Origin of the sequence: Hellea balneolensis DSM 19091 (genome assembly GCF_000428525.1) — a bacterium.
GTDB classification, from domain to species: Bacteria; Pseudomonadota; Alphaproteobacteria; order Caulobacterales; family Maricaulaceae; genus Hellea; species Hellea balneolensis.
The window spans coordinates 257,273-281,103 of record NZ_AUAC01000002.1; the positions used below are offsets into that span (position 1 = coordinate 257,273).

Below are 23,831 nucleotides of genomic sequence, written 5' to 3' on the forward strand. Positions count from 1 at the left end.
GCGCTCTATAACCTGCTTCTTTAGAAACGCCAACCCATCTTGACGGCATGTATCAAAATAAGCTCATGTAAAAGTGACGCAAGTAAAGGAGCATGAAATGGCCAAAATATTAGCCGTAAGCGGTGTATTTATTAAATGCAAAGACCCTGAGGGGTACCGAAAATGGTGGAGCGATCACATGGGGGCCGAACTCACAGATTGGGGCACCCTCGAATATTTACCGGATGGTAAAGGACGCTCTATGTTCGCGCCTTTCAAAGTTGATTCGGATTATTTCAAAGGAAGCGACGAGCGCTTCATGGTCAATTTAAGAGTTGATGACGTGGCAACCCTTATTGAAAAAGCCCGAAAAGGCGGCGCAAAGATTATTGGCGATATCGAAGACACAGAATACGGTATTTTTGGCTGGTTTATTGACCCGGAAGGTATCAAGATAGAACTCTGGCAAGAAAACTAAATTTCAAGCCACAATTATAAAAGGAAAAACTATGTTTGGAATGATCCCATTCGTAAAAGCTGCCGGGCGCGGCTTAGGCGCCCTAATTAAAGGCCGCAAAGGCAAAGAGACACTCGAAAAAGAGGTAAATGATTTAGGACTTGATACATCCGGTGTTGAAATCAACGTTGATGAAGACGGCGGCGTCAGCGTCACAGGCGAAGCGGTTAGCCAAGAGATGAAAGAGAAAATCATTCTGGCTGTGGGTAATGTCGAAGGCGTCGGCGGCGTCGAAGATAAAGCAACATCCGTTGCGGGTGGCCGCGAGTCCCGTTTTCACACTGTGGAAAGTGGCGATACGCTTTCAGCAATATCAAAAACTTATTACGGCACTTGGCGTCTCTATCCCGAAATCTTCGAGGCCAATAAGCCAATGCTCAGCGACCCGGATAAGATATATCCCGGGCAAGTTCTTCGTATCCCCGCGATTGCAACAGCGACGAGTTAAGTCAGCTCATTTAAGTTTTACATCGGAGCAGACCTTTGGGTCTGCTTTTTAACGCCTGTCTTTCTTGCGCGTATTCTTTCGAGCTCCTTTTTTAACACCGCCCTGCCCTTTGGCTTTTAAGGCCGCCGCTCGGGCTAACTTCTTCTTGTGCGGTTTTTTTGTCTTTTTCTTCGGCGCATCATTCATAAAAGGATCATCGAAAGCGGGCGCATCATCGCTCGTTTTTGTGCGCTGTTTGCGTTTAAACGAGCCTTCATCATAAGTCGATTTTTTGGGCGCGCTCTCCTTAAATGAGCGTTTTTTGTCGCCTTTATCTCTGTAATTTTTATCTTTTGAATTGCCTCGGTTCTTATTGTTGTCGCGGGTTTTATAAGTTGGAAGTTTACTATTAAAGTCCGGCTGTCCATTGAGTCGGGTGGCTGTAATCGCTTTTTCGATTTTCATATCGGGGCCGATAGTTTCCATAAAACGGTCAACACCTGCAGGCGCGACTTCGATAAAGGTCTGTGTCTCAGTGATTTTGATAGCGCCGATTTCAGGCTTCTTAAGACCGCCAGATTTCATTAGCATCGGCATAATCCATTTAGGTTCTGCCTTCTGTTTGCGTCCCAAGTTCAAGGAAAACCATACGCCCCCGCTAAAGTCATTACAAGATGAAGGTTTCCGCGAACTCCGATCATCTTGGCTCGGATCATAGGCCGAATGGGTAAGCTCTTCAGGTGCAGACTGCCCTGCACGATATTGCCGGATAAAAGCGGTCGCGATATGTTCCGCAGAATAAGCTTTTAGTAATCGCGCCACCATTGTCCTCTCTTCTTCAGATACCTCTGCCTCTAAGGTCATGTCGCCTAATAAACGCTCATTATCGCGCTGAATAATGTCTTCGGCGCTGGGCGGGCCTGACCATTCTGCTGTTATATTGGCATCACGCAATAAACGCTCTGCATTACGGCGGCGTTTGGGCGTGACAATGAGCACAGAAACACCTTTTCGTCCTGCCCGACCCGTTCGGCCACTGCGGTGCAATAAAGCTTCGCGATTTTTAGGGACATCCGCATGAATCACGAGCTCAAGGTCGGGCAGGTCTAACCCCCTCGCCGCAACATCGGTCGCGATACAAACTTGGGCACGGCCATCACGCATCGCCTGCAAAGCATTACTTCGTTCTTTCTGGGACAATTCCCCGGACAGAGCGACAACAGAAAATCCTCGATTATTAAAACGTTGCGTCATGCGGTTTACAGCAATTCGCGTATCGCCAAACACAATCGCATTCTTTGCATTATAATAACGCAAAACGTTGATTATGGCATTTTCCTTATCGGAATTTGCGACGCTCATTGCGCGATATTCAATATCTAAATGCTGTTTAGCCTCTGCCGCCGTATTGACCCGAACTGCGTCATGTTGATATTTCCGCGTCATCCCTAAAATAGTTTTTGGAACAGTCGCAGAGAACATGAGCGTACGGCGCTCTTCCGGAGCTGCGCCAAGAATTTGCTCCAACTCTTCGCGGAAACCCATTTTTAGCATTTCATCAGCTTCGTCCAGCACGATGGCTTTAAGTTCACTCATATCAAGGGATCCACGTTTGATATGATCACACAGGCGCCCGGGCGTTCCCACAACGATATGTGCTCCTCTTGCCAAAGCCCGTCGCTCATCTCGCATATCCATACCGCCGACACAGCTTGCTGTTTTGGCCCCCGCCTCACGGTATAGCCAATCAAGCTCCCTTTTGACTTGCAGTGCAAGTTCACGTGTTGGGGCAATTGCCAGTGCTAATGGAGCATCTGCCCGTAAAAAAGCATCTGAGTCGTCAAGAAGTGTTGGGGCCATCGCCAATCCAAAAGCTACTGTTTTGCCCGAACCTGTTTGGGCCGAAACTAATAAGTCCTGCCCAAGTAATTCTGGTTCAAGAACAGCATCTTGAACGGGGGTAAGGGTAGAATAGCCCTTTTTGGCCAAAGCGTCAGCGAGAGCTGAGTGGGCGTGCATAATATTAGACATGATATTCTTTCCGGGCCATTCTGCGAAAAAATAGAGACCCATGCGCTCTAATGCGCGATTGGGCAGCCTCCTATGGCGTTTGAGCCGCCATGCATAGCTTAAAGTTCAGATTTAGAAGAAAGTTCAAAGGTCTATTGCCGAAAGACAGAAGCGGGGCAGTCCCCAAGAGAGAGAAAGAAGACTGCCGCCGCCCTGCTGCGCGTTCTGTGGGTCTTTGCCGGGACGTGTGCCTGCAAGCAGACACTGATACCGCTATGACCGCTCTTCCCGAAAGGGGGTGGTAGGAAGACGTCACAGATGGGACGCACGCATGAATGGATATAGCATTTCGCCCTGAACCTTCGCTGAAAGGCAGACACAGCCACCATTTATCTAGGTTAGAAATTGGTAATGTTTGGGGCTTGAAATTATTCAGCGGCTAAGAACGTAGGTTCTTGCGCTGTCATGACACGGCCAAATGGCTCCAGATTGAGTTTTCTTGAAAACTCATTGTTTTTCCAAGCTATTTTACCAGCAATAATCGTTGCGAAAACGATGCCGTCAGATCGATTTACAAGCTGATCGTGTTCAAATTCTTCACGATATATCCGCTCGACATTGGCCTCCCCGTCATAAGTTTTTAGCGTTTGTGGGTCGATAATGGTGATATCCGCTCTTGCACCTGTCATCAAAGTACCAGATTTGATTCCAAATATTTCAGACACATCACGCGTCAGGCGCCTAACCATGTAACTTACATCTTTATCACCGCCCTCTTGCGCTAACTTCAAAGCGCGTAGGTTACAGTCATAGAAAGCCATATTTGTCAGATGCGCTCCGGAGTCATTAAAACCCGGCAGTAGAGCGGGATCCATGAGCAATTTTCTTGTCAGAGCCGGATCTCTATTCGCGCTGGTCGTTGACCACACGAGATCCGTATCAAAAGCCCTAAACATGGCAATCATCAAATCGGCTTCATCATTGACAGTTTCAAAACCTTCGGGCCTGTCTCCAGCAATAATGGTTTCAAATATATCCTGAAAGCTCTTGCTTTCCCAATGTTTCACAGGACAACTATCTATAAACATATCAGAAAATTCGCGATTAAATGCGTAGTCTTCCCGCCGTATCATGCGTTTCAGTTTTGCTAGGTTGAAACCAACCTTCCCTGTCATCCACATTTTTCTGAATCTCTTCTGAAACTGAGGATCATCGAGTATGGCGCGCCGGGCGGCTCTGTCCTCCAAATCTGTTTCTATAAGCTCTCTCAATTCCTCAATCTCTTCAGATAACGGGTTAAAGGGCCCATCAGACCAAATTTTAAAAGGCGCAGCCAAAGCCTGCATGTAAAAACGGCCATTTAAGAGTTTAGAGTTTAATATTCGGGATAAGATGGTGGCTAATTTCACGATTGAGCCATTACTGGCAACATCCAATGCCGCAACGACTGTCGTCTTTAAGGGCTTTTTATGAAAAAGCCCGCTAGTCAAAAGGAATGTGCGAACAACTTTGGGCGGACTGTCTTTGGGAGGAGTCGCCTGCCAGACCCTATCATAGTCCCGAACGATGGATGTCAGGGCTTTAATTTCCGAAAAAGGGGCAAATTGTGTGGGTATCTGCTTATCCCGATTGGGGTCATTTGCCAGAAAGTGAAACGGTAAAGCATCCGTGGAAAACCCCGCATAGCCCTGCTCCATACCCTTTTGCAAAAGGGCTTTCATTTGTGAAAGTTCTTCTGGCGTCGGGTGGCGACTTACGCTGTCTTCAAGGCCCATGACTTCAATGCGTAACATGGAATGCGGGATCATCGGTACAATGTTCGGGCCGAGCTTAAGTGTATTTAAATGCTCTAAATAACCCTCAGAAGAGTTCCAGTGGACTTTGTCTGCAACTTTTTTAAGGACATGCTTTGGCATATTTTCAACACGCGCAAAACACGACACGATGGGGTCATCATTGTCTTTACGCTGCGCACCAAAGGCTAAGCCCAACGAGCAGTTAGACATTACAACCGTTGTTGTTCCATGACGAACAGACTCCGGAAGGCCTGGCGTTATTTCGATTTCTAAATCATAATGTGTGTGAACATCGACAAGGCCCGGCATAACCCATTTCCCGGAAGCATCGATTACCTCAGCCGCGTTAGCTGCATCAAAGCTCTCATTTCCTTCCAGAAGTTTTCCATCAACTATGGCTATATCTTTTCTCACGGGCAGCTCACCACTACCGTCAAATACCAACCCATCTTTTATGATCATATCGTATTTAAACGCCATAAAATTCTCCCTACTTTCAACTTTGCACAATGAGAGAAGACGTCAAGATAATGTTATGCTATTGCCACCCATCAATAATGAATGGACCGCATAAATGATATCGACCTCAGCATGGCGAGAAAAAGGTGACACTCTCTCGATCAAGGGGCATAAAATTTTCTATGTCGATACCAAAGACATGCATAAGGACATCATTCTTCTTATCCATGGCTTTCCGACTTCGAGTTGGGATTGGGTGAAAATCTGGGACGCTCTGGCGGCGGAATATCGTTTGATTGCAATGGATATGCTCGGCTTTGGCTATTCAGACAAACCTGATCCTCATAAATATTCCATAAATGAGCAGGCCGACATCATAGAAGATCTGATTGAGACACTAGCATTGGATAAATTTCATGTCCTGGCACACGACTATGGCGATACAGTTGCGCAAGAGCTATTGGCAAGGCAAAATGACGGCTCTGGAAAAGGTATTTGGCAATCTATATGCTTTCTCAATGGAGGACTATTTCCTGAAACGCACCAAGCTTTGTTTATTCAAAAACTGCTGCTAAGCCCTCTTGGGCCACTTATAAATAAACTCACAACCCGAAAGCGTTTTGACGTATCAGTCTCAAAGGTGTTTGGTGCGAACAGTCAGCCTTCCATTGATGAGTTGGATGGATTTTGGAAGCTAATAAATCATAATAACGGACGCCACATATTCCACAATCTGATTAGCTATATGAGCGATAGAATAGAACATCGTGAGAGGTGGGTTGACGCGCTACGTAACACTAAAGTTCCGCTAGCCCTTATAAATGGGTCCGTTGACCCTGTTTCAGGGGCACATATGGTTCGCCATTATCAGAATATTGTCGGCGCCCCGGACTATTTACAGGAATTAGCCAGTATTGGGCACTATCCCCAAGTTGAAGACCCTATCAATGTCGTAAAATATTACCTAGAGTTTTTGAAATTAAAAGCTACTTAGCTGTCGCCTTTTTCAAGGCAGCTTTTAGGGACTTTATGTCTTTTGTAAGCTTGGCAATTTCGTCTTGCGATTGAAATAGTTGCGCTTTCAGAACTTCAAACTCATCCCGCCCGACCAGGTCAAGATCAGCGACTATTTTTTCAGCCTGTGAGCGCCCCATCGCTTTCATCTCATCCCCCACACCTTTCAAGGCCCCAACAGCATTTGTTGCTAAGTTCGTTAAGTCATCTAGGGGTCTGGATTTGCTTTGCATTGCTGTATCCTCTCAGGCTGAGTCTATTTTGTCTTTTAATATAGATAGGCACGGGCTAACAGTTTTTCCAGATGTGAATCACAAACAAACTGACGCACGATAAAAAGGCCTCCAAATCCATGATTGCAATGCTAATCGATATGTTCGGAGCCATAACCTTTCCATCTTGGATTAAAGACGAAGCTTTTGGCATAGGGCCGCTATCAGTAAAATGGTATGGGATCTCCTATATTATCGGCATTTATGGTGCTTATTTTTACGCAGCCTCTATGGCAAAAAGGCGTGATGTTTGGATTGCCGGCGGCGCGACACGAAAGCCTGAATTAGTGCCGTCAAAGACGATGCTGCAAGATCTCATGTTCTACTGCCTCATAGGGATTATAGTCGGCGGCCGTATTGGATATATTTTATTTTATAGCACCTCAACAATCTGGGAGGCCCCGATAGATATCCTCAAAGTCTGGGATGGCGGTATGAGTTTTCATGGCGGCTTTCTAGGTGTTTGCGCAGCTGTATTCTATACACGCTGGCGCAAGAAACTTGACTTATGGCGTATAGCTGATGCCACAGCTATAGGGGCACCTCTGGGTTTGTTGGCCGTTCGTTTCTTGGGCAATTTTGTCAATCAAGAGCTTTATGGCCGCGTCACAGATGTGCCTTGGGGCTTTATATTTAGTACAGCCCCCGATAGTCAGCCGCGTCACCCAAGCCAACTCTATGAAGCCTTCTTAGAGGGCATAGTGATATTTTTAGTGTTGAGGTTTTTATGCCTCAGATTCAAAGCTCTTACGAAGCCTGGCATATGTGCCGGCGCTTTTATCTTGATGTATGGCGGCTTTAGGTTCTTTGTTGAGTTTTTCCGAGAGCCTGACAATATTGCACAATTTGGCCCATTAACCCGCGGGATGGTATATTCACTTCCAATGTTTTTCGTAGGGCTTGCTATTATTATCTGGGCGGCGCGCCGCTCGCCTGTCTCTCCTAAGCGAATTGATGACGTCTCCGCTTAAAGACAGGCTTATCGCCAAAATTAAAGCTGAAGGCCCGCTGACCGTTGCGGAATATATGACGATATGTCTGCTTGATCCTGTTCACGGATATTATCCAACTCGGGATCCACTTGGCTCGGATGGGGACTTCATTACGGCCCCTGAAATTAGTCAAATGTTTGGCGAAGTCATTGGGCTTTGGTGCCTTCAAACTTGGCAAGACATGGGGCGGCCACACATTGTTCAACTTATCGAACTTGGCCCTGGCCGCGGGATAATGATGAGTGATATCTTACGGGCGGCTAAGCTTGATAAAGATTTTCTCGCAGCCCTTAGTGTCACGCTCATAGAAGCCTCTCCAGCTCTAGAAGCTGTACAGGGAAAAACCCTGAAAAGCGCGCCTTGCCAGATTGGTTGGGTCGCAAGCTTAGAAAAAGCTCCTAAAGGACCCTCAATTATTATCGGAAATGAGTTTCTGGACTGCCTTCCTATTCGGCAATTTGTTCAAAAGGACCGTTTTGCCGGACGGGCGGGATGGCAAGAGCGTATGATCACATTAGACGAAGAGGCCTTACGCTTTGGTATTTCTCCGGCTCCAATATCTGAAAACTTAAAGACCTGCCTGCCTAACGCTCAAGAGGATGCGAAGAATGATAATTTACTTGAGGTCTGTCCTGCAACTGCCCAAATCATAGACCAAATCGAACAGCGTTTTAAAATAGATTCAGGGCGTGCCTTGTTCATTGATTACGGCCCTGAGACCACAGAATTTGGTGATACATTGCAAGCGCTAAAACGTCATAAAAAAGTGGGCGTATTTTCTGACCCCGGCAATACAGATCTTACGGCTCGTGTTGATTTTGGTGCGTTAATAGAGAATGCGAAAGCCATTGACCTCGCGGTAACGCGCGCTGTAGCGCAGCGCGAGTTTTTATCTAAACTTGGTCTGGAAATGCGCGCCGTTGCCCTGTCCCGCGCTAAACCTGAGTCAAAAGAAAAAATTGCAAGACAGCTTCACCGCTTAACCGCAAGCGATGAAATGGGTGAACTATTCAAGGCCATTTGTTTCCAATCTGAAGGATTGGGTTTACCTCTGGGCTTTAGAGACTTTGCATGACCCCTCCATTTAAAACTCATGCGCTCTTAAATCACCACGCCATATCTTACGGATTTTTTGGACGAAAAGGCGGTGTTTCAAATGGGCCGTATGAAAGTCTCAATGTTGGGCAAGGATCCGATGACACTTCAGAGGCGATCACTGAGAACCGAAAAATTGTTGCTAAGACTTTGGGGACATCTGCATCGAAACTCTTGAGCCTTTCACAAATTCACAGTTCGAATGTTATGATTGTAGATGCATCCTTTTTAGGAAGGCCTCCAAAAGCAGATGGTCTTGTTACGCAAACTCCCGGCCTCGCCATTTCTGCTCTGTCAGCGGATTGCGGACCTGTTTTATTTTATGAGCCAAGCAAACAAATCGTCGGAGCCTGTCATGCGGGTTGGCGCGGGGCATTATCTGGTGTGACCACAGAAACGATACGCGCCATGGAAAGCTTAGGCGCAATAAGAGAAAATATTCGCGCGGTATTAGGCCCCTGCATCAGCCAAGAGAGCTATGAGGTGGGGCATGACTTCAGAGATACTTTCGTGGCTGAAGACGAAATTTTTGACCGCTTTTTCATGTTAGGCTCCAATAAGAAACCGCATTTTGACCTAAAACGTTTCATTTTAGCAAAGCTTCGCAATGAAGGTCTTACGCAAATAGACGCCTTTCTCGACTGCACATATGCTAGTCCTTCTGAATATTTCAGCTACCGATATAATACCCATCATGGACTCGGTGATTATGGGCGCAATATTTCTGCTATTATGCTCAAGTCGTGATTTACATTATGTGCCCTGCCCCTTAAGGACGTTACAAATATAACATATAGCTCGAAGGTGAATGAGCCCATGAAACTGATTAGCGGCACGGCCAATGAACCCTTGGCACGCAGCATAGCCGATGTGCTTGACGTCCCTCTAACTCAAGTTGATATTGAGCGTTTCCGCGATCAGGAAATATTTGCTAAAATCAATGAAAACGTGCGCGGTGAAGACATCTTTCTGATCCAACCGACCTCAGCCCCCGCAAATGACCATCTTATGGAATTGCTGATTCTAATTGACGCTTTGGTCAGAGCCTCAGCCAAACGCATTACAGCTGTCCTGCCATATTACGGCTATGCGCGCCAAGACCGTAAAACAGGTGGCCGCACGCCTATTTCAGCTAAGCTTGTAGCGAATCTCGTTCAGAAAGCCGGAGCGCATAGAGTTTTAACCGCAGATCTTCACGCTGGACAGATACAAGGTTTTTTTGACATCCCAACTGATAACTTATTCGGACAACCTGTATTCGTTGATGACATTAAAGACCGATTCTCAAAACAAGATCGTGAGAACCTTCTCTTTGTTTCACCTGATACAGGCGGCGTTGTGCGTACACGTTCAATTGCCAAGCAGTTTGATGCAGATATTGCAATTGTAGATAAACGCCGCCCAAAAGCCGGCGAATCTGAGGTCATGAATATTATCGGCGATGTCGCAGGGCGTAGTTGCATTCTTTACGATGACATCATCGACTCAGGTGGAACGCTCTGCAATGCCGCCAAGGCTCTTAAAGATCACGGCGCTAATTCTGTCTCAGCCTATATTACTCATGGCGTTCTGTCAGACCCTGCCGTTGAACGCATAAATAAGTCTGAACTGACAGAATTGGTGATCACAGACTCCATAGCGCAGCCTGACAAAGTCAAGACTTGTGATAAAATCCGCGAAGTTTCTATTGCGACACTCCTCGGAGAGGCCATTCGCCGTATTGCCAATGACGAGTCTGTTTCAAAGCTATTTGGCTAAGCTGCTAAGTAACTGAAGTCCTGTCTCGCATTAAGCTGAGTTAATGCTATAGACACATTATCTAAAACGGAGACTGGCCTTATGGCAATGAATTTACTTGATATGATTATGAGCGCCCAAAACGGCGCAACAGCTGAGCAGGCAGGCGCTCAACTTGGATTAAACCAACAGCAGAGCCAAAGCGCTATCGCGGCCCTGCTTCCGGCGATTTCTTCTGCGTTGAAGCAAAATACGGCCAACCCGCAAGGCCTCGCTGGATTACTAGGTGCATTGCAAAATGGTCAGCATGAGAAATATCTTGAAAACCCTCAGATGTTGGGTGAGCCTCAAACAGTCAATGATGGTAATGCTATATTGGGACATCTCTTTGGGTCTAAAGATGTTTCACGCGCAGTTGCCGGGCGGGCCTCGGCACAGACCGGTATCGGCTCTGATGTTCTGAAAAAGCTTCTTCCTCTTGTCGCAACCATGGCTATGGGCAGCCTATCCAAACAAACAAAACAGCCGACAATGCAGTCAGCTTTAACTGGCCTAGCCATGCAGCATCTTATGGGCGGACAAAAAAAATCCGGCCTCGGCGCTATTCTCGGCGCCGTCACGGGTGCAAACAGCCGTCAACAGCGCCAAACACAGCAAACACATCAGCAAGGTATGGGCATCCTTGGCAAGCTACTCGATGCTGATGGAGACGGCTCGATGATGGATGATGTCTTGCAAATGGCCATGAATGCCCGCCGTTAAACAAAACCATATTACAACTAAAAAGCCCGCTCAAATGAGCGGGCTTTTTTAGTGTTTGAAATGAATAAACAGACTAAATTACATCAGCTGTTACTTTCGTATTTTCTTCTTCAACATCTTTCTCCCACCCTTTGGTAAACATACCAATCAGGAAGACGATAGCCCCGACACCAATAGCGAAGGTTGCGATCATTTTAAATAAGTCAGGCATTTGCTCCACATTTTCAGGGTCAAAACCTCCTGCCAAAAGTCCCGCAACAATATTCCCCATAGAGTATGTCAGAACAAAAAGTCCCATCATTTGCCCTAAGAAACGCGGCGGAGACAATTTACTCACAGCTGAAAGTGAAATTGGGCTAAGAACCAACTCACCTACTGTATGCAAGAAATAGGTCATAACCAACCAAAAGATAGCGACTTTACCTTGCGAGGCAGCATCAGCGGCAAAAATCATTACGACGAAGCCAAGACCCATTATAACCAAGCCAGCCCCCATCTTAAGACCGTAACCGGGCGTTATCATACGCTTGCCCAACCAAATCCAAAAAACCGCAAAGAACGGTGTTAGAGTGATGATGAAAAACGGGTTTACATTTTGTAGCCAAGTTGTCGGGATTTCAAAATTGCCAATCATACGGTTTGTGAAATCTTGTCCGAAGAGGTTAAGCGATGATCCGGCTTGTTCAAAGCCTGACCAGAACATTGTCGACGCGACACAAATCAACATAAATGCCCACATACCTTTTTTCTCAACAGGTTTTAGACCGCCCATAAAATAGACCCAGAAGAAATAGATAAAGAAAATGCATACAAAAGTTACTGCGACAGCTTTAGATGCGGCAATGGGATCGAAACTTAAAAGTCCCATCAACATAAGTGTCGTAACAACTGCCAAACCTAACAGAAAAGCAGCTATCACCGTCCAACTTTTTTTCTGCGCTCCGCCTGACATCGGTGCAGCAGGTTTTTCTCCTGCCCCCATGAGACGATCACGCGTGTAATAAAAATACACTAACCCCAGCGCCATACCGATAGCCGAGGCACCGAATGCCCAGTGAATGCCTTGGTTTTCATAGAGATAGCCGCAAACTGTGTAGCCGATAAAAGACCCTATATTAATGCCCATATAATATATAGCATATCCACTATCGCGGCGCTCGTCTTTGGCACTGTATAGCTGCCCCACAACTGCGGAAATGTTCGGCTTTAAGAGACCGGTGCCTAAGACGACGAGAATAAGACCCAGAAAGAAAGTCTTATCACTTGGAATAGCGAGGACTATATGACCGCACATTATAACAATGCCGCCATACCATATGGCTTTTTGACTACCTATAAGACGGTCAGCAATCCAACCGCCCGGCAAACCCATGAAGTAAACTGAGGCTGTGTAGAGTCCGTAAATTGCCACAGCTGTAGCTGTACCGATGGCAAGCCCACCTTCTGCGATAGCGGCTGTCATAAACAGTACCAGCAGACCTCGCATGCCATAATAGCTCATGCGTTCCCACATTTCGGTGATGAAAAGAGTCTGCAATCCCTTTGGTTGCCCAAAGAAACCTGTGTTAAGTTTTTCAGATGGCGTCATCAGATCAATATCCCCATAAATTTAGTTTCTAGACTACTGCCCTGCACTCACCAAAGGTTCAAGGAATTTTATTCTGTTTTTATTAATACCGTAATATAGTTTTCCTATATAGGCCTATAATATGGGTTGAGATATTTATTAAGCTCCTTAATAAGAGCGCACAGTTGTAGGGACAATCAAGTGCGCCATTATATTGTAAGTTTTACGGCTATTGCAGCCTCGCTCGTCCCCATGGGCATCGCAAATGCGGCTGACATGATTATCGAAGCAACGTATGAACCCGCCTACTTTGAACAGTTTCAACCCGTCACAGCACAAGACATGGTGGCTTTTGTTCCAGGGTTTAGTCTTCAAGGCGGAGGGGGCGGTGACCGCGGCTTTGGACAAGCAAGCTTAAACCTACTCATAAACGGCCGTAGACCGTCCTCTAAATCCTCAGACGCAGGAGACATACTGGGCCGCATTCCTGCCAGTTCTGTCAAACGTATTGATATCGTGGATGGTACATCTCTTGATATTCCAGGCCTGACCGGACAGGTCGCCAATATTATTACGGCATCCAGCGAAATATCTGGACGCTGGCGATATGATGCGCGCTTTGCTGATGGTTCTGACCCACAAATTTTAGAGGGCGAAGTTTCCATTACGGGGACTCGCGGTAATCTTGAATTTGTTGCCGGTGTAAATGCAGGGCAGTTTACATTTGACGAAATCGGAACAGAGCAATTTTTCGATGGAAATCGAACGGTTTTTGAAGAGCGTCAGGAAGATGTATTCTTCACTCAAGAGCGTCCAGGTGCGTCTATTAACCTTACATACACGCCGGATAATGGACATGTTGCTAATGTGAATCTTTCTACGGCGCTTCGCAATCGCCGCATGGGTGCAAGAGAAACGTTTCAGGCGATCCTACCCCAAGGCACTTCAGGCGCAAGTTTCGCGGATAATGGCGAGGACGAAATTGAGTATGAAATTGGTGGTGATTATTCTTTTCCTGTTGGAAAAGGCACTCTGAAGCTTATTGGTCTTCACAGTTTTGAAGATAGTGATTTCAACAGTAGCTTTGTCTATTTGCCGGAAGGCGCAGATGAATATCGCTCTAAGTTTAACCGTTTCGATAAAGAAGGCGAATATATTGCAAGAGGCGAATATAGTTGGAAATCTGGCTCTTCACAGGATTGGCAATTATCTTGGGAAGGCGCTTTCAATTATTTGGATAGTGAAACTGAGTTTGCGGATTCTCTAACGCCGCTGACATTCGATAATGTTCACGTAGAAGAAAAACGCACTGAAGCGAACCTTACGCACAGCGTAACTCTCACGCCCAAAATTAACCTTCAAACCTCGCTAGGCGCAGAATATTCGGAACTTGATGTTACGACAAATGATGATCCCGCACGAAGTTTTTTGCGGCCTAAGGGTTTCATCTCGGCAAGTTTTGATGCCAATGAAAACTATACATGGCGCGCAAAAATCGAACGCGATGTTTCTCAATTGAATTTTGGTACATTCGTCTCCTCCGTAGATCTTACAGAATCTACGGCAAACACAGGAAACAGCCGAATCGTGCCAACCCAGTTTTGGAACGGAGAGCTGGAAGTAGAGCGTAAGGGCGGCGGTGCCTTATCTGGTAACGCTTCAATTTATGCACGTTATATAGAAGACCCCATTGATCGTGTTCTATTCGCAGACGGCAGTGAAGGTCCCGGCAATCTAAAGAGTGCTTTCCGCTATGGTATCGAAGGCAATATGACCGTTGTTTTTGACAGTCTCGGCGCAAAGGGTTTGCGATTAGAACTTGAGGGTGGCCTTGAGGATAGCTCTATAGATGATCCGGTGACAGGCCAATCCCGCAAGATAAATGATACGACGGTTTGGAATTATGAAATCGGCCTAACCCATGACATCCCCAATAGTAATTGGGCTTGGGGTTTTGAGGTGGAGCAATTTAAACAATCCACCTTTTTCCGTTTAGACCAAAGTTTTGAAGCCAGATTTCGTAAGCCGTTCAACATTGCGCGTATCACCCACAAAGATGTTTTTGGAATGCGCGTTGATGTATTTTTCCAGAACTTTCTCGGATATGAAATTGAACGAGAAAGACTTATTTTTGATGGAGATCGTACAGGTGATCTGATTGGGGGCGAGTTTTTCTCACGCAAGCGCGGAAAGCGTATGGGTCTTCGTATATCCGATACATTTTAGTTAGTATCGGCAGTCCTCATAGACACGCAAAATATCGCCGTTCCAGTCACCGTTAAACTTATCAATTAAGCGATCCGCATTGCTCTTACCCGTGCGGACAAATTCGTCCAGCTCTTGCAGAAACACAGTCTCATTTTCACCATGCGCATTGAGCTTTGCACGTGCGTTAAGACCTTCACGTGAAATAGCTAACGCAGCAACAGCAAGGTCTCGGATTGTCTTATTCCTAAAGGGTGTTTGCAGACCCATTTTTGGTACATCGCGGCGGAGTTGGTCTCGTTCTTCGGCTGTCCAGTCTTTAACCAAATCCCACGCGGTATCGAGCGCAGATTGATCATAAAGCAAACCAACCCAGAAAGCTGGCATAGCACAAAGCTCACCCCAAGGGCCTGTATCACAGCCGCGCATTTCCAAAAATGTCTTAAGCCTGACTTCGGGGAAAATTGTCGAGAGATGGTCATCGAAATCAGATAATGATGGCTTTTCACCAGAAACAACGTCTAACTTTCCGTCTAAGAAATCACGAAATGATTTGCCTGAGGCGTCCAAATAATCCCCGCCGCGATAGACAAAGTACATCGGAACATCTAGCGCGTAATCAATATATTGTTCAAAGCCAAATCCTTCATCAAACACAAAGGGCAACATGCCTGTGCGGTCTGCATCCGTATCTAACCACACACGAGAGCGATAGGATTTGTAACCATTGAGCTTACCTTCTAAGAAAGGTGAATTCGCAAAAAGGGCTGTAGCGATCGGTTGAAGAGCCAAGCTCACGCGGAATTTTTTGACCATATCCGCCTCAGATGAAAAATCCAAATTCGTTTGAACCGTGCAGGTGCGAAACATCATCTCCCTGCCAAGCGTCCCAACCTTTTGCATATAATCCCGCATAATCTTATAACGCCCCTTTGGCATTATAGGAACATCTTCAAGCTTGGTATCCGCTCTGAAACCTAATGAGATAAAGCCAGCATTTATTTCATCTGCGACTTCTTTGACCTCTCTTAGGTGCTGAGACACTTCACGGCAGGTTTGGTGGACATGCTCAAGCGGCGCCCCGGATAATTCGAGCTGTCCTCCAGGTTCTAAAGAGACCGACGCACCGTCACGCTTTAAAGCGATGATATTCTCGCCTTCAAATACAGGATCCCATTTGAAACGCTGCAAACCTTCAAGGATGGATTTTATACCGCCTTCATAAGGAATCGGTTTAAGCGACTTTAGACAAAATCCAATCTTTTCGTGCTCTGTCCCGATACGCCAATCCGGCTTAGGCTTACAGCCCGCCATCAAATGTTCAATCATTTGGGACTTATGTTCGATTATGGGTGATGTCTTTGCCATATACGGCCTTTAGTGGGGTTGGCACAGTCGGGCAAGCCGTTAAATGAAAATGTGATAGGCCCTATGAACGGTTCCCCAAGATTACATTCTGTCCTTGGTATTTTTCGAGCACTTTGGAATAAGTGACAGGGAATAAACGCGATACAAGCGAGATAAACCTTGCGTCACCTCCTATTAGAATACGGCGCTTCTTCTTAGCCGCCCCTTTCAATATGATTTGAGCCGCCTTTTCAGGTGAGGTAATCGCCATTTTATCAAAATTCGCGTCGAGTTCTTCTCGCGTTGCGTCTCCGAATGGCATTTTATCAACTTCTGCATTACGAGCAACATTCGTCGCAACTCCGCCAGGATGAACGCAGCACACACCTACGCCGGTCCCTTTTAATTCCTGCGCAAGTGTCTCAGTAAATCCCCTCACCGCAAATTTAGACGCGCAGTAATGTGTTTGCCCGGCATAACCAATAAAGCCAAAGACACTTGAAATGTTTACCACAGTGCCTTTTCGGCTCAGCAATTGATCCATAAAGGCTTTGGTCATGCGCACAACGCCCCAATAATTAACGTCCATGACTTTTTCCATCGACGCAAGCGGCGTATCAACGAAGTTTCCGACGCGAGTCAGCCCCGCGACGTTAAAGACATAATCCGCTGCGCCGAGCCCAGCTTCAACTTTATCAGCATAATCTGCAATAGCCTGCGCATCGGCCATATCGAAGATATCGCTCATGACGCGATTAGACCCCCCAACCATATTCACGGTTTCAGTCAGGCCGTCTTCATTGATATCGCTAAGCGCTAATTGAGCACCGCTTTTGGCCAGTGCGAGCGCTAAAGCACGGCCAATGCCCGAAGCGGCGCCTGTCACAACACAAATTTTATCCTTATAAATGTCCATTATTCAGCCGCCATTTTAACTGGGTTCAGTTTTGAGAAGGTCAAAGCCCCATCTTCTATGGGATCTTCCAGCATCAACTTTTGATCCATTTTATAATTTTGCAAGTTTTGCCAAGGATGCCGGTCACCCTGACTGGGAAGCTCATCAAAAACGCGCTGTAAATACCCGGCTTGGAAATCGAGATAAGGTCTGCGCGGCATGCCTTCGGGCGCCAGCGGAACTGCCCGCGTGAAACCCTTCTCTTTCATATGAGTAATCACTCTAACGGCAAATTGTGAGATTAAATCCGCACGCAGCGTCCAAGAGGCATTGGTATATCCAAAAACAGAGACAAGGTTGGGCACACCTGAATACATGATGCCTTTATAACCAAAACTGTCTGAAACGCTGATCGGCTCACCGTCAATTGACAAATCGCTTTGTCCGTTAAACACGACATTCAGACCCGTCGCTGTAACAATAATATCAGCCTTTAATGTCTCGCCAGATTTAAGCAAAATACCGTCACTGGTAAATTTTTCAATATGATCCGTTTCCACACTGGCGCGCCCTTCCCTTATGGCAATAAACATATCTTCATCGGGAATCATACAAACGCGTTGATCCCATGGGTCATATTTAGGGCTGAAGTGCTTATCGACCGGATAATCTTTACCTAATGATTTGAGTATTTTCTTGCGAAACCACTCCTTCGTTTTTTCAGGATTTTTACGGGCCTTTTCATACATATATTTGGATATCCAAATATTCTTAGCCCTGTTAATTTTAAAGGCGGTTTTTGCGGGAAGGATGCGGCGGAAGAAATTTCCAATTGTATCTTTGGACGGAATGGAAGCCACATAACTCGGAGAACGTTGCAACATCGTGACATGACCAGCTGTTTTTGCCAGCTCTGGGACCAACGTCACCGCTGTAGCGCCCGACCCTATAACAACAATTTTCTTGTCGCTATAATCCAAACCTTCAGTCCAATGCTGCGGATGCACGATTTCGCCTTTAAAATCATCGCGGCCTTTGAATTCAGGCGTATAACCCTCCTCATATTTGTAATAGCCGGCTGCAGACGTAATAAAGCGAGTTTGAATGCGTCTCATATCTCCTGTTTTGACATCGGATATATTTACCGTCCAAACATCGTCATCAGAGGAAAAGTCCAATGACGTCACCTTGGACCCGAACTGAATATATGGCGTAATACCATATTCCTCGGCCACGGTTTCAACATATCGCTTAATGCTAGGACCGTCCGCCAGGGTTTTATCACCGACCCATGGCCGAAAATCATACCCTAGGGTGAGCATGTCAGAGTCAGACCGAATGCCAGGATAGCGGAACAAATCCCAAGTTCCACCAATAGCGTCGCGCGTTTCAATTAAAGCCAAGCTGTCTTCGGGAAATTTAGTTCGAAACCTGCACGCCGCGCCAATACCTGAAAGTCCCGCCCCAATAATGACCATGTCGTAAATTTTATCTGTGCTCATTTTGTATCTATGCAACAAAGTGCATATCTCAACAATAGCAGAATTTTTATGCGCGCTGTTCAGAAGTGAATGGCGCTTATCCCCAATCCCCCTGCACAGCTTGCCACAATGTTAGAATTGCGAGTGCGGCTGTATCTGCTCGTAAAATACGAGGGCCTAATGACACGGGCACCACAAAATCCTTAGCTTGCAGAAGCTCTCTCTCTTGGGGTGTAAAGCCGCCTTCGGGTCCAATGATAATAGCAGTGGGCCCATTGACACTTTGCAGCATTTCTAAAGCCGGTTTCGCACCTCCCGTTTCATCCGCGAAAATAAGCCTGCGGCTTGCGCCCCAGTCATTCAACATCACGTCAAGCTTTAGCGGTGTCCGAATCGCAGGAATATCAAGACGCTCCGTTTGCTCGGCGGCCTCAATCGCTTGGAGACGCGCCTTTTCAACATTGAATTTTGGAAATTGTGTGCGGGCCGTGATTACAGGCTGTAAATATCTCGCCCCAAGCTCGGTAGCTTTTTCAATAATGAATGTCGTGCGGTGTTTGCGAACTGGTGCAAAGCAAAGCGTGATGTCGGGGCAAGATGCCGCCTCCCGCAGTTGCTCTTTAACAGTCAGTGTCGCGGCGCGTTTCGAAACCACCGAGATATCTGCCCGCCATTCGCCGCTCTCGCCATTAAACAGGCGGACAGAGTCGCCCTTGCCCTTACGCAGCACATTGCCGAGATAATGGGACTGCGCCTTGGACAAAGTGACGCTTTCCCCCTCGGCCAAAACGGCATTCACATAAAGTCTAGTCAGTGTGTAATTTTCACGCATGGGATTGCTATAGGGGATGAAGCGAGGTTAGTCAGGGGATTATGAGTTTAAAAACCAAATTTGACTCTTCTCCCCGTTCACGGGGGGAAGTGGCCGGAGCGGAGCGTAGGTCGATGGGGGGGAACCCTCGTCTAAAATTGGTAGGACAGTTCTTAGTCGAAAATTTCCCCCCATCCCCCGCTAACGCGGGTACTTCCCCCCGTGAACGGGGAGAAGAGGGTTCTGCGGATTGCTTTACATGACCGCCCCCATCAAAGACTCCGACCGTTCCCATTGGGTCAACCGCTCCCCGCTTTCCATCCGCCCTTACCTGCAACTTTCACGACTTGACCGCCCTGTCGGCTATTGGCTGCTAACATTACCGGGTTGGATAGGTCTGGCCTTTGCATCTCTATCCCATGGTTTTGCGAGTTCCGATTTAAAGTGGGCCATTCTTATCTTGATTGGCGCTATCGCTATGCGCGGGGCGGGATGCACCTATAACGATATTGTCGACCAAGATTTAGACGCACAGGTCGAACGCACGGCTCTGCGCCCCCTTCCCGCTGGCACCGTCACGACGCGGCAAGCGTGGATATGGCTCTTTGCGCAATGCGCGGTGGGGCTGATTGTGCTGCTCTGCCTTCCAAGGCTCGGGCAGATTATATCTCTAGCCTCCATCCCGCTGGTCGCTGCCTATCCCTTTATGAAGCGCATCACATGGTGGCCGCAAGTTTGGCTAGGTATGACGTTTAATTGGGCCGTGCTCGTGGCCTATGCCGCGAAGACGGAGACGGTGAGCCTGCCGCTCTTTATCCTCTATGCCGGGCTGATATTCTGGACGGTCGGTTACGACACCATCTATGCCTGTCAGGATATTGAAGATGACATGAAAATTGGAGTGAAGAGTACGGCAAGACGGTTTGGGAAACGGGTGAAGTTGGGGGTTGGGGTTTGTTATCTTGCAACGTTTCTCCTCGTTTGCTTGGCAGGCGTATTAGAATTCCATTCGGTAGTTTATGAGATGAATGGAATGCCTTTATCAGCATATATTGTAGACTCCCTCAGTTTTTTTCCCGCAGCTATTTTGTTCTTTAGCCCCTTTGCATTTATACTATTATGGCAAGTTATAACTTTGAAACCCGTCAACAGTAAAAATGCCCTCACTCGTTTTAAGTCAAGTTTTTGGGCAGGAATTATATTAATCGCTATAACTCTTGTGCCTTCATATTTGATAGATAAGCATTACAAAGACTATTACTGCGAAAATCGTCAAAATGAATATTGTGAGCGCAGAGGTTACTAACTTATCACCCCTTCGTGAACGCAACTTGTTTGGCACTCTGCGCGTATAGCTCCTATCTAGAGTGGACAGAATAGGAGCACCCCATGCTGACCAAAAGACTTTCAAGACGTGACCTCGGATTAGGCGTAGCGGCTTTGGCCGTGACAGCTTGCGCGAAAACGGGCACAGATGCACAGGCACAAGACGCTATGGAGATGAAAATGAGTGATAATGCCAATGGAATAGATTGGGCAAACCTGTCCGAGCGCGAGTGGAAAGAGCGCTTAACCCCGATGGAATTTAACGTGCTGCGCAAAGAAGGCACGGAACGCCCCGGCTCTTCCCCGCTCAATGATGAGAAGCGCGAGGGCACATTTGTCTGCGCCGGCTGCGCTTTGCCGCTCTTCAAATCCGAGCATAAATACGAATCAGGCACAGGCTGGCCAAGCTTCTTCGATGTGATTGAGGAAAATATCGGTACGAAAACCGACCGTAAGCTTTTCATGGCCCGCACCGAATATCACTGCAAAAGATGTGGCGGCCATCAAGGCCATGTCTTCAAAGACGGCCCCCGCCCCACAGGACTACGCTATTGTAATAATGGTGTGGCGCTAGATTTTGTAGAAAGCTAATTTTCAAGAGGCATAATAATCTGCCGACTCGCCTTACCAAAGACTTAATCCTCGCTGAAATTTCATAAAATTTCATGCTTGCTAAAACACAGAATCTGTCGCAAGTTTTAGTCATTGTTAGCCGTCCCATAGTGGGGCCGCGTTTATGAAAGGAGGTCGATTTTGTTTATCTATTTTGAGGGGTCTGCCCGAAGCTGTTAGATCAGCCCTTTCGTAAAGCCTTGGCGTAAAAACCACATGGGGCTTTCACGCTAGATTGGGTAAAGACATATCTATCTTGAAACCAAGCATGGCGCTTGGTGAGACCCAAACTTCAAAGAGAAGCCGCTACATACTGTGTAGCGGCTTTTTCTTTTGTAATTTGCTTGCATTCCTTTATTACTTTGCATGTGTAATATATTGGACTTATTTATGGCTATTGCCCGCCCTGTTGACCGCCGCCTTTTTTTTATAATGGATCGCGCCCATACACGCTTATCAAAAGAGGCTGACAATTATTTGGCCAAAAATGCAGGTATCAGTACATCTCAAGCCGCGGTTCTTATTTATCTGGGCTATCATGATCGCTGCCGCCTTACAGATTTGGCGGACGGAACCGGACGGAACAATGCAGCCATTACTGGTCTCGTTGGCAGAATGGAAGCCGATGAGTTATTGGAGCGCATAATCCTTACCTCAGATCGTCGAGCCAAAGCTGTGGCTCTAACTGATAAAGGATGGGCCTTAAGAGAGCAGGTTATGAATGATTTTCGCGATTTCAATGACAAATTGGTCAAAGGTCTTACTGATTCGGAAATCGAAACAGTTCTAAAGTTTCTGGCTCTTGCGCCAGAAAATGTCTCCTGATCCGCTGATTATTGGCTCAAATTGACAAAAAATGACAAGCCTGTGTGACCAAAGTCACAATTCTCATACCTTAACATATGGTAACCTCAATCTGAGCAAAGAGCCCACACTCATGTTCGGAGGCGCATATGAAACTTATAAAGAGAGCTTTTTTAGTCATTTCATTATCGGCTATTCTATTTGCAAACGGAACACACGACCCAACATGGGCGCAAGAGCAAATCGTTCCAGCTATCACAGGTTCAACCCCTGCCAGAACGGTTCAGACCTCCGCCGAGGATATCACCTTAACCAATAGCTGTATCGAATCCGGCAAAGAGAAAATATACTGTCTTTGCGTAACAAAAATATTCAAGAACGAAATGTCCGTTCATGAATATAGAGGGGCCGTATCACTATATGGCCAAGAGAACAATTCCTCTCCGATATTAGAAAATAACAACTACTCGCAAACAGATATCAACGAAATAAAAGCGCGGATGAAGGATCTATCAACTGAGAAAATGTTCAGAACGCGCTGCAATCGCGCGGAGATCTACTTCGCTTCTGCGACAGAGAGTTAGACAGCCACGACAGACTCGTCTAAACGCCGCATATGGCAAAAAAAAATTCAGGCAAATCCGCGAGCACACCCATACAGGTTGATATCGTTTCTGATATCGTATGTCCGTGGTGTTGGCTTGGGGTGAAGTATTTTCAAAAAGCGGCGAAACAATCGGGCCTTGATATAAATCTCACGTGGCGGCCATATATGTTGGACCCGTCTGTGCCCGAAGGCGGCGTGCCCTATAACGATTATATGAAACAGAAATTTGGTACAGATGGACCGAATAATCGCTTCAAAGCCATGCGGGAGGCTCTTGAAGAGGCCGCCCCCAAAGTTGGTATCGATTTCAAATTCGGGCAAATACCTATGCGCCCAAATACGCTCAACGCTCACAGATTACTGAAATGGGCGCAAGGACAAGATTTAGGCGACGCTGCATCTGAAGCTCTTTTTCAAGCCTTTTTCACAGACCTAGAAGATGTAGGAGATGTTGAGACCCTCACGAATGTCGCCGCCGAAATTGGCATGGATGCGGAGCTTGTGGGGGAGCTTTTGACTAAGGATGATGATAAGAATACGGTTCGCGAAGAAATCCTGTTCTTTAGAAATCTCGGCGTAAACGGCGTGCCATGCTTTATTTACAATGGACAATTTGCCGTACAAGGGGCACAGCCTGTGGAGGCGCATCTAAAAGCGCTTAATCAGGCGGCAAAGTTACCGCCTGCTACATAAACTTTAGGGGATACTCATGACAACTTTCCAAATCGTTGCATTTTACATTGCACTTCATCTGATACTCGCTCCCATTCTGATGTTTCGTGTCGGACAAGTCCGTATTAAAGAAAAAATTAGCTTGGGAGACGGAAACAGCCCCGCCCTATTCGCCCGCATAAGAGCTCACGGAAACTATGTGGAAACCGCACCATTCGCACTTATTGGCCTCTTCGCACTCGCTATGATGAATGCGCATCCAATCGCTCTGCACCTCTTTGGAAGTGTTTTCTTATTCGGGCGCCTTCTTCACGCACATGGCATGGCGCAGAAAAACGCCAATGGTAAAGGCCGGGTGATTGGCATGATGATGACGCTTTTTACCTTCTTCGGGACTGCGGTTTATCTTCTCTACCTAATTTTCACTTTCACAATTAACTAGGT

General features: G+C 46.7%; 23 protein-coding genes. 15 read left to right on the forward strand and 8 right to left on the reverse strand.

Translation table 11 applies throughout. The features are described 5' to 3' along the window. Nucleotides 1-97 precede the first annotated feature (97 nt). Both F569_RS0101390 and lysM read left to right on the forward strand, forming a co-directional pair. Entirely contained in the window at nt 98-457 is a 360-nt protein-coding gene (locus tag F569_RS0101390) for a VOC family protein (protein ID WP_026940713.1), read from the forward strand. A gap of 31 nt (nt 458-488) precedes the next feature. Then, nucleotides 489-944 (forward strand): peptidoglycan-binding protein LysM, encoded by a 456-nt coding sequence (gene lysM / locus F569_RS0101395; RefSeq protein ID WP_026940714.1) that lies wholly within the window; start codon nt 489-491, stop codon nt 942-944. Nucleotides 945-992: 48 nt separating this feature from the next. Here the strand turns inward: lysM and F569_RS0101400 are convergent, their stop codons facing one another. Then, nucleotides 993-2,954 carry a DEAD/DEAH box helicase gene (locus tag F569_RS0101400; RefSeq protein ID WP_026940715.1) on the reverse strand — a complete coding sequence of 654 codons (1,962 nt, stop codon included), beginning with the start codon at nt 2,952-2,954 and terminating at the stop codon, nt 993-995. 407 nt (nt 2,955-3,361) lie between these two features. Continuing rightward, on the reverse strand, nt 3,362-5,209 hold the full coding sequence (locus F569_RS0101405) for an N-acyl-D-amino-acid deacylase family protein (RefSeq protein ID WP_026940716.1): 1,848 nt from the start codon (nt 5,207-5,209) through the stop codon (nt 3,362-3,364). A 94-nt stretch (nt 5,210-5,303) separates the two neighbouring features. Here F569_RS0101405 and F569_RS0101410 point away from each other — a divergent pair, with 94 nt between their 5' ends. Continuing rightward, entirely contained in the window at nt 5,304-6,182 is an 879-nt protein-coding gene (locus F569_RS0101410; protein ID WP_026940717.1) for an alpha/beta fold hydrolase, read from the forward strand. Here the strand turns inward: F569_RS0101410 and F569_RS15955 are convergent. Further along, nucleotides 6,175-6,435: an accessory factor UbiK family protein gene (locus F569_RS15955; RefSeq protein WP_034387035.1), complete on the reverse strand. Its 261-nt coding sequence runs from the start codon at nt 6,433-6,435 to the stop codon at nt 6,175-6,177. The two genes, F569_RS0101410 and F569_RS15955, sit on opposite strands and share 8 nt — an antisense overlap. Before the next feature lie 119 nt (nt 6,436-6,554). Between F569_RS15955 and lgt the strand changes: the two genes are divergently transcribed. The 5 genes from lgt to F569_RS0101440 all read left to right on the forward strand — a co-directional run bounded on the left by lgt (nt 6,555) and on the right by F569_RS0101440 (nt 11,060). Then, nucleotides 6,555-7,445, forward strand: coding sequence for a prolipoprotein diacylglyceryl transferase (lgt, locus tag F569_RS0101420; protein ID WP_026940718.1), 891 nt, complete (start codon nt 6,555-6,557; stop codon nt 7,443-7,445). Beyond that, a complete protein-coding gene (locus tag F569_RS15960) occupies nt 7,429-8,541 on the forward strand; it encodes a class I SAM-dependent methyltransferase (RefSeq protein ID WP_034387038.1) in 1,113 nt (370 codons plus the stop codon). The genes lgt and F569_RS15960 overlap by 17 nt, the downstream gene beginning before the upstream one ends. Next, entirely contained in the window at nt 8,538-9,308 is a 771-nt protein-coding gene (gene pgeF / locus F569_RS0101430; RefSeq protein ID WP_026940719.1) for a peptidoglycan editing factor PgeF, read from the forward strand. Before F569_RS15960 ends, pgeF begins: the two co-directional genes overlap by 4 nt. A gap of 69 nt (nt 9,309-9,377) precedes the next feature. Beyond that, nucleotides 9,378-10,319, forward strand: coding sequence for a ribose-phosphate pyrophosphokinase (locus F569_RS0101435; protein WP_026940720.1), 942 nt, complete (start codon nt 9,378-9,380; stop codon nt 10,317-10,319). An 81-nt stretch (nt 10,320-10,400) separates the two neighbouring features. Beyond that, on the forward strand, nt 10,401-11,060 hold the full coding sequence (locus F569_RS0101440) for a DUF937 domain-containing protein (RefSeq protein WP_026940721.1): 660 nt from the start codon (nt 10,401-10,403) through the stop codon (nt 11,058-11,060). 73 nt (nt 11,061-11,133) lie between these two features. Here the strand turns inward: F569_RS0101440 and F569_RS0101445 are convergent, their stop codons facing one another. Beyond that, nucleotides 11,134-12,648 (reverse strand): peptide MFS transporter, encoded by a 1,515-nt coding sequence (locus F569_RS0101445; RefSeq protein ID WP_026940722.1) that lies wholly within the window; start codon nt 12,646-12,648, stop codon nt 11,134-11,136. A gap of 180 nt (nt 12,649-12,828) precedes the next feature. Between F569_RS0101445 and F569_RS0101450 the strand changes: the two genes are divergently transcribed. Next, the gene (locus F569_RS0101450; protein WP_026940723.1) at nt 12,829-14,853 is read left to right on the forward strand and encodes a TonB-dependent receptor plug domain-containing protein; all 2,025 of its coding nucleotides are present in this window, start codon (nt 12,829-12,831) and stop codon (nt 14,851-14,853) included. Here the strand turns inward: F569_RS0101450 and F569_RS0101455 are convergent, their stop codons facing one another. The 4 genes from F569_RS0101455 to F569_RS0101470 form a co-directional block, all read right to left on the reverse strand. Further along, on the reverse strand, nt 14,854-16,200 hold the full coding sequence (locus tag F569_RS0101455) for a glutamate--cysteine ligase (protein WP_026940724.1): 1,347 nt from the start codon (nt 16,198-16,200) through the stop codon (nt 14,854-14,856). Between the two features lie 61 nt (nt 16,201-16,261). After that, a complete protein-coding gene (locus F569_RS0101460) occupies nt 16,262-17,095 on the reverse strand; it encodes an SDR family NAD(P)-dependent oxidoreductase (protein ID WP_026940725.1) in 834 nt (277 codons plus the stop codon). Further along, nucleotides 17,095-18,576 (reverse strand): flavin-containing monooxygenase, encoded by a 1,482-nt coding sequence (locus F569_RS0101465; protein ID WP_026940726.1) that lies wholly within the window; start codon nt 18,574-18,576, stop codon nt 17,095-17,097. The genes F569_RS0101460 and F569_RS0101465 overlap by 1 nt, the downstream gene beginning before the upstream one ends. Before the next feature lie 76 nt (nt 18,577-18,652). Continuing rightward, nucleotides 18,653-19,387 (reverse strand): 16S rRNA (uracil(1498)-N(3))-methyltransferase, encoded by a 735-nt coding sequence (locus tag F569_RS0101470; protein WP_026940727.1) that lies wholly within the window; start codon nt 19,385-19,387, stop codon nt 18,653-18,655. A gap of 238 nt (nt 19,388-19,625) precedes the next feature. On the opposite strand from F569_RS0101470, the gene ubiA reads away from it, so the two are divergent. The 6 genes from ubiA (at nt 19,626) to F569_RS15970 (ending at nt 23,829) form a co-directional block, all read left to right on the forward strand. Beyond that, entirely contained in the window at nt 19,626-20,672 is a 1,047-nt protein-coding gene (gene ubiA / locus F569_RS15965; protein WP_051279085.1) for a 4-hydroxybenzoate octaprenyltransferase, read from the forward strand. An 83-nt stretch (nt 20,673-20,755) separates the two neighbouring features. Continuing rightward, the gene (msrB, locus tag F569_RS0101480; protein ID WP_026940728.1) at nt 20,756-21,283 is read left to right on the forward strand and encodes a peptide-methionine (R)-S-oxide reductase MsrB; all 528 of its coding nucleotides are present in this window, start codon (nt 20,756-20,758) and stop codon (nt 21,281-21,283) included. Between the two features lie 411 nt (nt 21,284-21,694). Next, complete coding sequence (locus tag F569_RS0101485; protein ID WP_026940729.1) at nt 21,695-22,129, forward strand: MarR family winged helix-turn-helix transcriptional regulator; 435 nt, start codon at nt 21,695-21,697, stop codon at nt 22,127-22,129. A gap of 128 nt (nt 22,130-22,257) precedes the next feature. Then, nucleotides 22,258-22,692, forward strand: coding sequence for a hypothetical protein (locus tag F569_RS0101490; protein WP_026940730.1), 435 nt, complete (start codon nt 22,258-22,260; stop codon nt 22,690-22,692). Nucleotides 22,693-22,724: 32 nt separating this feature from the next. Next, nucleotides 22,725-23,408 carry a DsbA family oxidoreductase gene (locus F569_RS0101495; protein WP_026940731.1) on the forward strand — a complete coding sequence of 228 codons (684 nt, stop codon included), beginning with the start codon at nt 22,725-22,727 and terminating at the stop codon, nt 23,406-23,408. Nucleotides 23,409-23,424: 16 nt separating this feature from the next. Next, the gene (locus tag F569_RS15970) at nt 23,425-23,829 is read left to right on the forward strand and encodes an MAPEG family protein (RefSeq protein ID WP_051279087.1); all 405 of its coding nucleotides are present in this window, start codon (nt 23,425-23,427) and stop codon (nt 23,827-23,829) included. Nucleotides 23,830-23,831 lie beyond the last annotated feature (2 nt).